Annotated in this window: 12 protein-coding genes and 1 tRNA gene; 8 read left to right on the top strand and 5 right to left on the bottom strand. The window is 53.5% G+C overall.

Going from position 1 to position 12,838, the window contains the following annotated elements; all coding sequences use genetic code 11:
• Positions 1-130 precede the first annotated feature (130 nt).
• From guaA to KP001_RS12330, 4 genes are all read left to right on the top strand, one after another.
• Positions 131-1,681, top strand: coding sequence for a glutamine-hydrolyzing GMP synthase (gene guaA, locus KP001_RS12345; RefSeq protein ID WP_217285940.1), 1,551 nt, complete (start codon positions 131-133; stop codon positions 1,679-1,681).
• Positions 1,682-1,847: 166 nt separating this feature from the next.
• Positions 1,848-2,528 (top strand): HAD family hydrolase, encoded by a 681-nt coding sequence (locus tag KP001_RS12340; RefSeq protein ID WP_217285939.1) that lies wholly within the window; start codon positions 1,848-1,850, stop codon positions 2,526-2,528.
• Between the two features lie 68 nt (positions 2,529-2,596).
• A complete protein-coding gene (gene flgM / locus KP001_RS12335; RefSeq protein ID WP_217285938.1) occupies positions 2,597-2,887 on the top strand; it encodes a flagellar biosynthesis anti-sigma factor FlgM in 291 nt (96 codons plus the stop codon).
• Between the two features lie 272 nt (positions 2,888-3,159).
• A tRNA-Gly gene (locus KP001_RS12330) sits at positions 3,160-3,234 on the top strand.
• Positions 3,235-3,241: 7 nt separating this feature from the next.
• On the opposite strand, the gene KP001_RS12325 is transcribed toward KP001_RS12330, so the two are convergent.
• Complete coding sequence (locus KP001_RS12325; protein WP_217285937.1) at positions 3,242-4,549, bottom strand: Arm DNA-binding domain-containing protein; 1,308 nt, start codon at positions 4,547-4,549, stop codon at positions 3,242-3,244.
• A gap of 408 nt (positions 4,550-4,957) precedes the next feature.
• The gene (locus KP001_RS12320) at positions 4,958-6,232 is read right to left on the bottom strand and encodes a replication initiation factor domain-containing protein (RefSeq protein WP_239027768.1); all 1,275 of its coding nucleotides are present in this window, start codon (positions 6,230-6,232) and stop codon (positions 4,958-4,960) included.
• Positions 6,233-6,705: 473 nt separating this feature from the next.
• On the opposite strand from KP001_RS12320, the gene KP001_RS12315 reads away from it, so the two are divergent.
• Entirely contained in the window at positions 6,706-7,545 is an 840-nt protein-coding gene (locus KP001_RS12315) for a TIR domain-containing protein (protein WP_217285936.1), read from the top strand.
• Between the two features lie 711 nt (positions 7,546-8,256).
• On the opposite strand, the gene KP001_RS12305 is transcribed toward KP001_RS12315, so the two are convergent.
• Positions 8,257-9,711: an ATP-binding protein gene (locus tag KP001_RS12305; RefSeq protein ID WP_217285934.1), complete on the bottom strand. Its 1,455-nt coding sequence runs from the start codon at positions 9,709-9,711 to the stop codon at positions 8,257-8,259.
• Between the two features lie 357 nt (positions 9,712-10,068).
• On the opposite strand from KP001_RS12305, the gene KP001_RS12300 reads away from it, so the two are divergent.
• Positions 10,069-10,317: a helix-turn-helix domain-containing protein gene (locus KP001_RS12300; RefSeq protein ID WP_217285933.1), complete on the top strand. Its 249-nt coding sequence runs from the start codon at positions 10,069-10,071 to the stop codon at positions 10,315-10,317.
• Between the two features lie 482 nt (positions 10,318-10,799).
• Here the strand turns inward: KP001_RS12300 and KP001_RS12295 are convergent, their stop codons facing one another.
• Positions 10,800-11,234: a hypothetical protein gene (locus KP001_RS12295; RefSeq protein ID WP_217285932.1), complete on the bottom strand. Its 435-nt coding sequence runs from the start codon at positions 11,232-11,234 to the stop codon at positions 10,800-10,802.
• Between the two features lie 9 nt (positions 11,235-11,243).
• Positions 11,244-11,915 carry an NlpC/P60 family protein gene (locus KP001_RS12290; RefSeq protein ID WP_217285931.1) on the bottom strand — a complete coding sequence of 224 codons (672 nt, stop codon included), beginning with the start codon at positions 11,913-11,915 and terminating at the stop codon, positions 11,244-11,246.
• 254 nt (positions 11,916-12,169) lie between these two features.
• Here KP001_RS12290 and KP001_RS12285 point away from each other — a divergent pair, with 254 nt between their 5' ends.
• Positions 12,170-12,439 carry a DUF4160 domain-containing protein gene (locus KP001_RS12285; protein WP_217285930.1) on the top strand — a complete coding sequence of 90 codons (270 nt, stop codon included), beginning with the start codon at positions 12,170-12,172 and terminating at the stop codon, positions 12,437-12,439.
• Positions 12,440-12,694 (top strand): DUF2442 domain-containing protein, encoded by a 255-nt coding sequence (locus KP001_RS12280; RefSeq protein ID WP_217285929.1) that lies wholly within the window; start codon positions 12,440-12,442, stop codon positions 12,692-12,694.
• Positions 12,695-12,838 lie beyond the last annotated feature (144 nt).

Below are 12,838 nucleotides of genomic sequence, written 5' to 3'. Positions count from 1 at the left end.
ACGCAAAGCCGCGGAGGCGCGGAGACGCCAGGGAAGAGTACTTCCCGGCTTCTCGCTCCTCTCCGCGGCTTTGCGACTTTGCGCCTTTGCGTTACAGCCTTTCGACTTTCAATAGATAAGGAACCAGACAATGACCGTAGATATCCACTCCGAAAAGGTGCTGATCCTCGACTTCGGCTCCCAGGTGACCCAGCTCATCGCGCGCCGGGTGAGAGAGCAGAGCGTGTACTGCGAGATCCACCCCTACAACATGGCGCTCGAGAAGATCAAGGCCTTCGCCCCGAAAGGGATCATCCTCTCCGGCGGCCCCTCCAGCGTCTACGACAAGGACGCCCCGCACTCCGACCTCGGCATCTACGACCTCGGCATCCCGGTCCTCGGCATCTGCTACGGCATGCAGCTCATGACCCAGCAGCTGGGCGGGCGCGTGGAGCGTTGCGACAAGCGCGAGTTCGGCCGCGCCACCCTGGTCCTCGACGGCGAGAGCGAGATCTTCTCCGGCTTCGAGGGGGGCGCCGAAGTCTGGATGTCCCACGGCGACCGCATCGAGCAGATGCCGGCCGGCTTCAAGCTGATGGCCCACACCACCGGCTGCCCGGTGGCCGCCATGAAGGACGAGAAGCGCAACTTCTACGGCGTGCAGTTCCATCCCGAAGTGGTGCACACCCCCCGCGGCGACGAGATGCTCGGCAACTTCCTGTTCAACGTCTGCGGCTCCAAGCCGACCTGGACCATGGCCAACTTCATCGAGACCGAGATCGAGGAGATACGCAGGAAAGTCGGCACCGGCAAGGTGCTCTGCGCCCTCTCCGGCGGGGTTGACTCCTCCGTCGTCGCCGTGTTGATCCACAAGGCCATCGGCGACCAGCTCCAGTGCGTCTTCGTGAACAACGGCCTGCTGCGCAAGGGGGAGGCTGAAAAAGTGGTGAACCTCTTCACCAAGCACTTCAAGATCAACCTCGACTACGTCGACGCCACCGACCGCTTCCTCGGGATGCTGGACGGCGTCTCGGACCCCGAGCAGAAGCGCAAGATCATCGGCAACGAGTTCATCTACCTCTTCGAGGAGGAGGCCAAGAAGCTGGGCCAGGTCGACTACCTGGCGCAGGGTACCCTCTACCCCGACGTGATCGAGTCCGTCTCCACCAAGGGCCCCTCCGCCGTCATCAAGAGCCACCACAACGTGGGCGGCCTCCCCGATAAGATGAACCTGAAGCTCCTCGAGCCGGTGCGCGAGCTCTTCAAGGACGAGGTCAGGCTACTGGGCAAGGAACTGGGCATGCCCGACGAGGTGGTATATCGCCAGCCGTTCCCGGGGCCGGGGCTCGCCATCCGCTGCATCGGCGAACTCTCCGTGGAAAAGCTCGACATCCTGCGCGAGGCCGACGCCATCGTCATCGAGGAAATCCGCAAGGCTGGGTTATATCGCGACATCTGGCAGTCCTTTGCCGTGCTGCTCCCGGTGAAAACCGTCGGCGTCATGGGTGACGCCCGCACCTACGAGTGGACCGTCGCCCTGCGCGCCGTGAACTCCCTGGACGGCATGACCGCCGACTGGGTCAAGCTTCCCTACGAGCTCCTGGGGAGCATATCCTCGCGAATCATCAACGAAGTCAAGGGTGTCAACCGCGTGGTGTACGACATCAGCCAGAAGCCCCCCGCGACCATCGAGTGGGAGTAATCCCCGCGCCTCATTTCTAGAAGGTTCGTTTATTGCAAAAAACACCGCGGTGACCGGCGCGCAAGCCGGTTGCCGCGGTTCTTTCGTATCTAGGGGACTCACTCAAGGGGAGTTGCTCCGCAGGTGCCTGTCCCCGATACTGTGTCCCCTCAACCGTGGAGAGATAATGGATCCCATCCGCCTGCTCATCTTCGACCTGGACGGCACACTGATCGATTCCCTGCCCGACCTGACCGACGCCACCAACCTGATCCGTGAGCGCAACGGGCTGCCGCGCATCGGCGTAAGCGACGTGCGCAAGCTGGTGGGGCAGGGGGCGCGCTCGCTGGTGGAGCGCGCGCTCCCCGGCGTGGGCGACCCCGAGGTCGAGCAGGCGCTGGAAGAGTTCCTGGCCTACAACCTGGCCCACATAGCCGACAAGACCCATCCCTACCCCGGCGTTCCCGAGACCCTGATAGAGCTTTCCGGTCTGGGGATCCCGATGGTGGTCCTTTCCAACAAGAACGTCGCCCTGTGCCGGGAGGTGCTCGGTAAGCTGGGGCTTGAGCGGCATTTTACCGACATCTTCGGAGCCGATTCCTTTCCGTACCGGAAACCCTCCCCCGAGCCCGTTCTCGCCGTACTGAGCGAGTTCGGCGTCGCCGCGGGGCAATGCGTCATGGTAGGCGACAGCGTGAACGACATCGCCGCCGGGGGCGGGGCGGGAGTCTGGACCGTTGGCTGCAGCTACGGTTACGGCGATGCAAGCGAGCTCGAAGAGGCCCACTACCGGGTCCCCGACTTCCCCTCCCTGCTTGATCTTCCGTTTGCGCAAGGAAAAAACGTGGCCGCGATGAAAAAAAGCTAAAGTTATATGAAAGGGTGTCGAAACGGAAGTAAACCTAAACCTACCTGACCTACTGGGGGCGCAATCAGATGAAACTTGAAGAGCTCAATTCCAACCCGGCCGTTTCCCATCTTGCCGTCGTGCGCAACGACAAGCCCGATACCGGCGAGGCGCAAGCGGAAGCAGCCAAGCAGCAGGCAGCCGCCGACAAAGTCGAGCTGTCGAGCTACATGCCCGTGGTCCCCACCACCAAGCAGAGGCGGGATGACATCCGGGTGGACCGGGTCGAGGAGTTACGTGCGCAGATCAAGAGTGGCACCTATCAAGTAACCAGCCAGGACCTCGCCGAGAAGATGCTCAGTAAACTCGTGGTGAAGTAAATCCCGGGGCGAGCCCTCGTTGGGCGCCAACGGGGAAAAGGTGGACTGTGCGTTTCCCCCCCCCGTTCCCCGACCGGCCCCCGTCTCGTCCACCCCAAGTGAACCCCGAAGGTGGACTTGTCCCCCGTGACATGATACGAAGGTGGACCTGTCCACCCATAGCACAAGACACGAAGGTGGACTTGTCCACCGTAGCGCAACGCGCGAAGGCGGAAACCCAACAAAACCATTGACAAGATCCGTCTGATGGGGTAAAAGTTTTCTTCCACCAAGCGGGAATAACTCAGTGGTAGAGTGTCAGCTTCCCAAGCTGAAGGTCGCGGGTTCGAATCCCGTTTCCCGCTCCAATTAATACTAAATGGTTCCAGTAGTTAGAACGGAACTTCCAAGACTGTCCCCGGTACTGTCCCTAAACGGAACCGGGGATTTGCTTTTTCGGGATACGAAGTCCTTCCCGAAGTAATCAAGCATTTCCTCCGCGTCATCCTCCAGGCCTTCCACGTAATTCCCGTAGACCTCATAGACCATCTGTTTGCTGGCGTGTCCCATGAGACTTACTAGCCGTAGCGGATTGACGCCGATAATGAGGCTCCAGGCCGCGAAGGAGTGCCGGGCAGAGTAGGAGGTCGTTTCAGGGATTCCCGCCCTTTCTATGGCCTTCTTCCATATTTTGCTGAACCGGCTGCTGTTGAATCTCTTTCCGTCTTCCATAAGGAAAACGTGCGGAGAAGTTGAACGGTCCAGAATGGTTTGCAGCCGTTCCCTGATGGCCTGGGTGATGAAGATTTGCCTCTTTCTGAAAGCGGTCTTGAGGCTCTTCTTTTCTTCACCGAGGACATAGGAGCTTCTGACATTGATGTAATCGCCTTCGATGTCTTCCCGCTTCAGTTCTCCCAACTCGGAGGGGATCATGCCGGTCAGGATCATGATTTCCGCAATGGGCCGGTAATGCGTTTCGAGGTTATCAAGGAACTTGAACCAATCATGGAGCCTGATGACGATGTGCTCTTTCTTCTCGGTCTTCGGCAGCTTCTTTTTCAGGTTGTCGAAGGGGCTTTTCAGCACCCAGCGGTAATGATCACAGGCATCATTCCAGATAGCTCGGAAGGGAATAAGCAGATTTACCTTTCGTGCCGTGGAAAGCGGCTTCCCTTTGTCCTTCCCCTTTAGCCGCACCAGCGATTCGGTGAACTTGAAGAGTGTCGTGCTGGTGAGCTGGTAGAAGGTGTAGTGCTTGAAGTAGGGAAATATCCTGGTGTTCAGTGCCTCGCGGTAATCGTTCCGCTTAGTCGGAGAGCCAAAGGTGGGGTAGATGTTTTCCATCCACTCTTTAGCGTAGTCTCCGAAAAGCACCTGATGCGGTTCAGGTCGATATTCCCTTCCTTCTTTTTGGGTGAAGAAAGCTTTTTCCTGATCCGAGGCGCCAGGGAAAGCATCGGCAAATTTAAAAGTGCCGTCTTCGATCCGCTCCGTGATCCTGTTAAGGAAGCTGCGAACCTTCCTCTCATTGGCCGGTGTGTCGTCAAGCTCAGTTGATCGGGTGATTCTCTTGCCGAAGTAGTAGAAATCGACATAGAGCTTTTGGGAGCCTTTCCGCCGTTTGATGACTCCGGTTTCCTTGATGGGTGCTTCGATGGCGAGATTTCCTTTCTTTATTTTCATTTTAGGTCCTCATGGCGTTACCCTCCCTTCAGTGTGTCTTAGTCCGTGGCGGAGAATAGCGGCATTTCATTTCATAATCAATAGTCAAGGTTGATGGCCGGGGCTGCGCCCCTGCTGAAAGTCAACCCCGGGCCTGGGACCGAGGCTGCGCCTCGCTGTGAATCGTGCTCACTCCGCGGCACCGGCGGCGGAGCTGCTTGGCCTTCATCCTCCAGAGGCGGCTTCTGCTGGCCGTTGAAGAAGAGGCCTTCCTGCCAGCAGAACCGGAGGATTCTGCCAATTCGGAAGTAGTGGACGCCTTCATGAAGAACCCCCGTTTTCAGCCAGCCGAAGACGGTAGTCCGAGATACCTGTATCCTATCGGCGAACTGTTCCACGGTCATGATTTCAGCAGGGGATGGTAAAGAATCAGAAGACTTCATAATCTGTCCCTCCCAACTCTCCGCGATAGCCGAGCTTTATTGCCTTCTTTTTGTACTCGCTTTGGAATTTTTCATCATCCATCCGTTGGTAAATCAGTTCCTCCAGATGCAGAATCGCTTTCATCCTATCCTTAATGCCTTCTTGGGCAGCTATGGAAACGAGCCGTCCGCAGATATGAGCCAGGGTCTTCTGAATTGGCTCTACCGTGTCAGTGGTATATGTGCGTCTTGCCTCGATCATCCCCCCGAATCGTTCACTGCACTCCTGAACAGATAGCCACCAGGGATGGATGGTGCGCCGTTCTGCCTTATCGTTATCGGGGAATCTCAAAGAGAACCATTCCGCTGTCAGATACTCCCAGATTGTTCCTATCTTGCCCCATAGGTCTTCTATGGTCTTGATCCTGTATTGGTGGAGAAATGTTCGCCGCAACTGGAATTCAACTCGCCAGACACCCTCGGCGGTATCAACTCCCCAGATGGGAAGGAACCATTGCTTGTTGGATTTCTGGATTTCCTTGCCCTTGTCATAGATGCGGATTTGAACCGGGGAGGTTGGCGAGCCAGAATAGAAGGTTTCCAACGTCTCGCCGCTCAGGTAGGGGCGTATCATGGTGCTACGCGACACCCGATGCTGCTGTATGAATTGCAAGGTGGGGGGAGGATTGATTCTGAAGTCAGCGCACAAGTCAACTCTGCTAGGTTGTATGCGCTCGATTGTTCCACCGAAGCTGTCGAGATCTAATTCCAAGAGTTCAAGGATTGTAGGGAACTCAACGTGCCAGAGGGTTTCTGACTTTATGGTGACATAGACATTAGGGGTTTTGCCTGGTTTGTCAGAAATGGCGATGTAAATGCGGTATTCAGGGAAGTGCAGTTGATAGCGGTAATTTGGGGCTTTGCCGCTTGGATGGTGTAGGAATTCTCTTCCAATATCTGTTTTGTCGAGAAGACCTGTTGTCTTTTGTGCGGCAGTTTTTTTATCCTCAAGGCCTTCCTTTGTGGTGTTCCAGGTGGTGTCCCAGGAGACGAACAGCCCAAGGTCGAGCGTGTCGATACCGCAGGAAAGAAAGAGGAAATCTGTTATAGGTGGGTTTTGCGCATGGCCTGTTAGAGGCACCGCCATGCTGGAAGAATCAACCTGCTCCGCAACCGCGGAACCGGCAGAGCCGGAAACCGTGGCCGCTCCGCCGGCTGATTCAGCCAGGGAAGGACATTCTGATGGAATTACATCACCTACGGTTGATACAAAAATAGCCACTAGCTACCCCCTTGGGCGCGCAAGCGCCGGAAGTCGTCAGTGGCCTGAAAATTTGGTGGGGTAGCTAGGTAAGGAAAAATCGTGGGGTAGGTTGTCCATACAGCCTAGCTTTCTGTATGCGCCTTGCCCTTCTAAAATAATTATGTCCCAGCAATAGAATAAGGCTGTAACCACTGACGATTATGCTGTTAAGGGAACAGCGCCCGAATCGTTGCAAGCGTGTTTAATGGTCGATCCATTAGGGTGTTAGTAGCGTGAAATTGAAAAAGAGTCAAGCTATTTATGTGGGAATTAAACTGAAATTTTGAGATGTTACCTATGGCGAGCTTCTCTGTACTCAGATGAACTTAGATAGAATACAGTTTTGGGAAGGGAAAAAACTTTCTTTGGTAGTGTTAATGTGGTACCTGTGGTGGGTATTTTATCGTCCCCGTTACTGAACCGGGCGCTTATTCTTTTGAGAAGGAGAGGGAATGAAAGTAAAGGTTTTTATTAGCTGGTCAGGTGAGAAGAGCAGGAGAATAGGAGAAGTATTCCGCACTTGGTTGCCATCAGTCTTACAATTTGTTCAACCATATTTTACTCCTGAGGACATTGAGAAAGGAGCCAAGTGGAATGGCGACATAAGCAGAAATCTTGAGGAGTCAAAAATAGGCATAATTTGTCTTACAAAGGAAAATACCGAGAAACCATGGATCATGTTCGAAGCAGGAGCCTTATCTAAAAATTTAGAAAGTTCTAAGATTTTAACTCTCCTTTGTGGAATAACCCCTACTGATGTCTCTGGCCCATTGATCCACTTCCAGTCCACTCAATTACAGAAAAAAGACTTGAGATTGATGCTAGAAGCAATAAATAATTCAGCACAAGACTTTAAATTAAGCCAGGACCAGCTTGAAAACACATTTGAAATGTGCTGGCCTGCTTTAGAAAAAAAAATTCAGGAGGTACTAGAACTCTCCACAGAACCTCAATCGGAACGAATAGAAAAAGAGATCATTGAGGAAACATTGGACATAGTTAGAACAATGCAAAAAAATTTCGAATCATTATTGTCAGATAAGAATACAAGTGCAGAACCTAAAGTAAAGCAATTGTCTGAGCATCTGATTAATGTCCTAGAAGAGCACCGTAACCTGCAACAAGATCACCTTAAAACCGTACGAGAATATAATGAAATGTTGCTGGAGTATAGAGCATTAGCACGTTTATTCGTAGCTATAGCGCAAGGTGATAAACCTAGTTTGGAGAAATTACTCTCTGCTCCGAGTTTAAACGACCTGCTCGCCGATTTATTACAAACAAGTCAATAAGGTTAGGTATTGCTTACGTCAAGACTAGAGACTCCTCCCGGTGCATAGTCGTCCAGGTTGGGAGGCACACTGTACCCGAGCTGTTGCTGTACCTGATAATTCCGACTGAATTTAATTGAACTGTAATGGACTTTTGACACACTGAAGTTTTGGGTAACTACTTGTAATAGTATGATATTGTTGGTGGCCTTCGAGGCAGCTACTTGCTTTTGGAGGCCTTCGAATCCCGTTTCCCGCTCCAAAGAAAATCAAAGGGCTTAGCCAATCACGGCTAAGCCCTTTTTCGTTGATTTTGCCCTCGTGTATCCGTTTTTGTATCCAGTTTGGCGGTAGACCGTCGGATCAGATCTTCTTTTTTAGGTTGAAGGTAAAGCCGCTTATTGGGGGTGTTTCAGTTTTGGATCTTACCATCCTGGTCGGGCCAGCGGTTGTTCCAGATGTTTCGGATTTTGGCTGGGCGGCGTCAGGATCAAATGCTTCGTGTAGCGCCGGAACGAGTCGTAACCGAAGGTCACCGTCCCCTCCTCGTGCAGTGTCTTCCAGATGATTGAAAATAGGCCACCCATCGTCGAGCGCCTGCTTGATCTCCGGGCGCAAGGCCAGAAACACAGCCCGGTTTTCGTTCTCGTTGCTGTGGGGCAGGCCGGGGGCGGGTAGGGCGCCTTGGCCTTGTAGATCGCGCGGGTTTAGAATTCTGCGCCGAGTGTTTTGTCACGCATCTATCTCCTGCAGTTCAGTCGCTTCTAGCTCGGACCTGCCTAGCCAGTAACATGCCAGATGGGCAGGGATCTTCAGCACCTCGATCTCGCCTCCCGCAAGCCTCAGCACCCCGAAGTCGGCAGCATCCTTGGTAATCACATAGGCACGACGTACCTTGTGCTCCCTGCAAAACTCGACCACTCCCTTAAGCTCTCCGCTCCCCACGTTGCTGCCTTTGTACTTCACCTCGAAAGGTATAAGGCGCCCGCCCACATCGGCGATGATGTCGACCTCTTGGTCCTTCTTTCCTCCGCGCCAGTAGGAAAACGAGATGCTTCTCTGGTAGTACCGGGTAAAGACGTGCTTAAAGAAAGCGGTTTCCACCGCCTTTCCTAACTCGTCTGCATCCTCGACCAACCCTTTTCCTTTCAGCAGTACGCCTGGGGCAATAGCGGCGTCAGCAAGGTACACCTTGGCCTTTGCCCTCAAGATCTCCTTCCCGTATCCGAAGGGCAGCAGGCGATAGATAAGGTGCGTGGCTTCCAACAGGTTGATGAAGTTAACCGCGGTCGGCTTCTTAACCTCCAGGTTCTTGCAGAGCGTCTGCATGTCGAGGAGTCCGCCGTCGTGCAGGCACAGGTACAGGAAAGTTTGCTCAAGTTCCAGCACCCTGCGTACACCGAAAAGGGCGGTCATGTCACGCTTCAGAACTTTGTCCACGATGTCTTCGCGCAGAAGCTTCTGAGCCATCGGAATGCTCTTGACCAGTGCGCTCTGGGGGAAGCCGCCGCGAAGCAGGTACTCGTAGAAGAGGGCAGTCAACGGTCTCGAATCTTCGCCTATGCGGGCAAACCAGCTTGGGCTCTTTTCAAAGAGATCGACGAAGGTGGAGACCGCAGGGAGCTGGGGCACCGGATCGTTACGAATCTGAAGGTATTCATAAAAGGAAAGGGTGGCGAGCCTGATCGTATGCCAGCGCCCGACTCCCGACTCCAGTCCTTCGGTCTCTAGGGGAGTCGCCGAACCTGTAACCGCTATCCGGCGCCTCTTCTCGAAATCCACCTGATGCTTCAGCCAGACCTGCCAGTCCTTTGTGGCCTGGATCTCATCCAGGAACAGGTACTCGACACCTTCGCGAGCCGGCTCGAATTCACGCCATAGACGTAACAACCCGTCCAGGCCGATCAGCTTAAGCAGTGGGTGATCGAAGGTTGCGTAGAGAATGTTGGTAGGTGGCACCCCCTGGTCGAGCAAAACGTCGATGGCTTGAAGGAGCAGGGTGGTCTTGCCTATTTGACGTGCTCCGGAAAGAAGCAACGCTCGTCCCGCCGGTGGGTCTTTGAGCCAGTCATTGACTTCTCGGAATGCAGCTCTACGCCAGGTTGGCAAATCCTGAAACCGCCCCCCCGACCACCAAGGATTGTATTGCCGTAGGACGGCGATAAGCTCCGCACTGGATGCTATCAAGCGTGTTTCTCCTTATTTTGTTGGTTTAAATAATATATACTTTACTTATTTTGCATAAGCAAGCTTGAAACTGAAAAAACCGACAGCCTTAATCCGTCTCGCGGCCGGTCCCAAAAAGCCAGGGGGCCGCCACGTTTTTGCTCCCACCCCGATCCCGCCCGAGCCTTCCGCCGGGATTTCGTTCGTCGCCCACTGCAAGATTCCGCCGCTCCACTGATCAAGGCAAACAGGTTTTTTCCGACAGCATTTCATATGGGTTGTTCAGCACTATTTCATATGACTTTATGCCCTGCAGTGTTTCATATGTAATTCATTTCGCAGTTGCAGTTCAGTTATGTATCAAATACAGTGCACGGCATGTTATTCGAACTTGGCCACGAAATACGCAGAGTCCGCAAACTCCGGAAGCTCACGCAAGAGCAGATCGCACGTGAACTCGGCATGAGCCGGGCCACCATCAGCCAGCTTGAGGCCGGCATAGTGCAAGAGATCGGGATCAGAAAGGTGATACGGGTACTCGACTACCTGGGGCTTGAACTGCGAGTTCGCAAGGCTGGACCTCCACCCACCCTTGACGAGTTGAGGGAGAGGTGGGAAGCAGAATAGACTCCCTGATGACGTAGGCGCACCCCAACCCGGGCCATGTTGGTGCGGGCGGTGCGGCGCAGGTCCTGGGGAGACCACGGCTTCATGACGAAGTACGGTTTCTTGCTGTCGTTGAAGGCCTCCTTGCCCGCGTTCCTGGTTCCACCCTCCTCGTAGCTGCGGTTGATTGCCCGTGAGAGAACGGTAGGGGAGATATGGGGGGTCTTCCCTTCGGAGGGAAAGATGTAGCCCGTATCATCGCCGATCAACTCTAGTGCTGTATCTATCCAAAAGAAATCAAAGGGCGTAGCCGATAAAGGCTACGCCCTTTTCATTTTCTCGTGTTACCCGTTGCACCACATGCAATGTACGCGCAAGATTTGGGCGGTCAGCTTCTTCAGAATGATGTGCCGAGCAGAACGTGAAGATCTGAAAACAGTTCGGCTGCCATTGGTTCTAAAGGCTTCAGTACCGCATTCGATCCTGGTGACACCGAGGGAACTTCAGTATGAGCCATCTTCTAGGTACCCGCGGGTTAAGAACCATTTTCCAGCTACTTTTTCAAAATATAAAAGCTCAACTGATAGGCTATTTGGCACCTGCAGGTCCTTAGGACTTAAAGTGGTCTTTTCCTTTATCACTTCTCGCATGCTACGGGTCGTGATTTTCCCTGCCTGCAATATGGACACTTCCTGATTGAGAAGCCGCCTCAAAACTCTGTCTAAGTCTTGTCCGCCATAGTACATTACAGGATCATTGTCATCCGGCCCGCGCACCCATAACGGCAACTTCGTCATTGTTGCCACGCTGGCACTGTCTCCGCTTAATACTGCCTGCCTGAATCTGTTCCAGAAAAGCTGCGCATCGCTGGTTGCCTCTGCACTGGTCACAAGAGCAAACGCAATAAAATAGGCGATGATTATTACGCGTCCAAGCATGGGTACCTCCTAGAGATGCGGGAGCTTTGGCCATCGGTGCCCCTGCGCAAGCCAATGTGACTTGTAGTAATTCGAGATTCTAACTTGTTCCGCCTGGTTTCCACCCAGCAACTTGTAATAGTCTTTCGTCTCGGAGATATAGAAGGAAACGTGGTTCTGGCCCGTGTTTTTTCTGACAACCGTAATAGCACCTGGTCTTGGGCATGTCATCTGCCCCCAGTGCAGCCAGCTTGTTGCGGCCGCCGAGTTGGTGCCCGCTATGCCGGCCTGTTTCAGGCACCAGTTGACAAAGGCGGAACACCACGCCACCTCATCACTTGTTGCTCGGAGAGATGTCGCACCGTGGTACATTATTATTCTTGGGTTAGCTGGTGAGCCAGGAAACTCTCGTTGTCCGACTTCAGCAGCAGCTATTTTCAGCCAGATGGCATCATGAAAAGGTACGGGACTTACATCAGATGTAGTGGTTACTCCATGATCCAGAGCCCGCCAAGTCTTAATCCCAACGGTCCCGTCTACTGAGATTCCAGCAAATGATTGGAATTGCCGGACGGCAGCTTCTGTTCTGGGGCCGAATATGCCGTCTGGTTTAAGCACCTGGAAGTGGGGCAGATGTCGGTTAAGAAGATTCTGCAACTGGATAACTTCCGCCCCCGAACTTCCAATCCTCAGCTCTAGCATCTTATTTCCCTCATTTGCCGGTGGTGTTGCTGCCCGCCTGTCAAGGGTGATTCCTTTGCTGATACCATTGCCCAAGGGATCAGGGCACGAAGGGAAGGTTGCCACGCCACTGATACATTAGCAAGTACGGTTCCTTGCCCTACTTCCTTGAGGAAACTATTTCGGGGTGACCTTGCAAAGTTCAACAAGATGGGTTACTTTTGGGCTGTCTGGTGATCGGCAGCATGTATCCCTAGGGGCAGGAGGTTGGACGGATGCCGACAATTTCTATGTTCTTCGGGATTATCATCAGAATGTTCTACAGGGACTATCAGCAGCACCACCTTCCCCATCTTCACGCTGAATACCAAGGGGACGTTGCTGTTTTTGCTATTGAGGATGGCAGCATCCTTGATGGCTCGCTTCCTCCCGCAAAGCGAAAGCTCGTGGAAGCTTGGATGGAAATTCACAAAGACGAGCTGCTGGCCGACTGGCGATTAGCTGTAGAAGGTGAAACTGTCTTTAAGGTAAAAGGACTTGAGTGAATGAGAAGGATTAACTGGATCAGCACAAACGAAGACTGGACACTTGATGTCTGCTTTACCAACGGAGAAGTGCGTAAATATGATGTAAGACCGTTGCTGCAAAGTGAAGCGTTCAGGGAGCTGGAAGATGTCGCTATCTTCAAGACCGCCCGTAACGGCGGCTACTTCGTGGCGTGGGACAACGATGCCGACCTAAGTGCCGACACCCTCTACCTGGAAGGCATACCCGTCACGCCAGCGATCGAATCGAACTGATTTCCTCCCGCTGAACTCTCTTTTTGCATCTCTCAGATGTCCTCAGATTTTCTCCGTGGCCAACGGTTTTGGTGTTTACAACTTGCCACCGCCCGCGCCTTTCTGCTACAACATTCACCTATATTATTTCTCCGGGCGGGTTCC

Origin of the sequence: Geomonas subterranea, assembly GCF_019063845.1 — a bacterium.
GTDB lineage: Bacteria > Desulfobacterota > Desulfuromonadia > Geobacterales > Geobacteraceae > Geomonas > Geomonas subterranea.
Note: the sequence above shows the minus strand (reverse complement) of the source record. Positions and strands in the feature narration are given on the sequence as shown.

Coding starts and splice junctions, on each gene's coding strand:
- guaA (WP_217285940.1), top strand. CDS start 131: ATGACCGTAGATATCCACTCCGAAAAGGTGCTGATCCTCGACTTCGGC.
- KP001_RS12340 (WP_217285939.1), top strand. CDS start 1,848: ATGGATCCCATCCGCCTGCTCATCTTCGACCTGGACGGCACACTGATC.
- flgM (WP_217285938.1), top strand. CDS start 2,597: ATGAAACTTGAAGAGCTCAATTCCAACCCGGCCGTTTCCCATCTTGCC.
- KP001_RS12325 (WP_217285937.1), bottom strand. CDS start 4,549: ATGAAAATAAAGAAAGGAAATCTCGCCATCGAAGCACCCATCAAGGAA.
- KP001_RS12315 (WP_217285936.1), top strand. CDS start 6,706: ATGAAAGTAAAGGTTTTTATTAGCTGGTCAGGTGAGAAGAGCAGGAGA.
- KP001_RS12300 (WP_217285933.1), top strand. CDS start 10,069: ATGTTATTCGAACTTGGCCACGAAATACGCAGAGTCCGCAAACTCCGG.
- KP001_RS12295 (WP_217285932.1), bottom strand. CDS start 11,234: ATGCTTGGACGCGTAATAATCATCGCCTATTTTATTGCGTTTGCTCTT.
- KP001_RS12290 (WP_217285931.1), bottom strand. CDS start 11,915: ATGCTAGAGCTGAGGATTGGAAGTTCGGGGGCGGAAGTTATCCAGTTG.
- KP001_RS12285 (WP_217285930.1), top strand. CDS start 12,170: ATGCCGACAATTTCTATGTTCTTCGGGATTATCATCAGAATGTTCTAC.
- KP001_RS12280 (WP_217285929.1), top strand. CDS start 12,440: ATGAGAAGGATTAACTGGATCAGCACAAACGAAGACTGGACACTTGAT.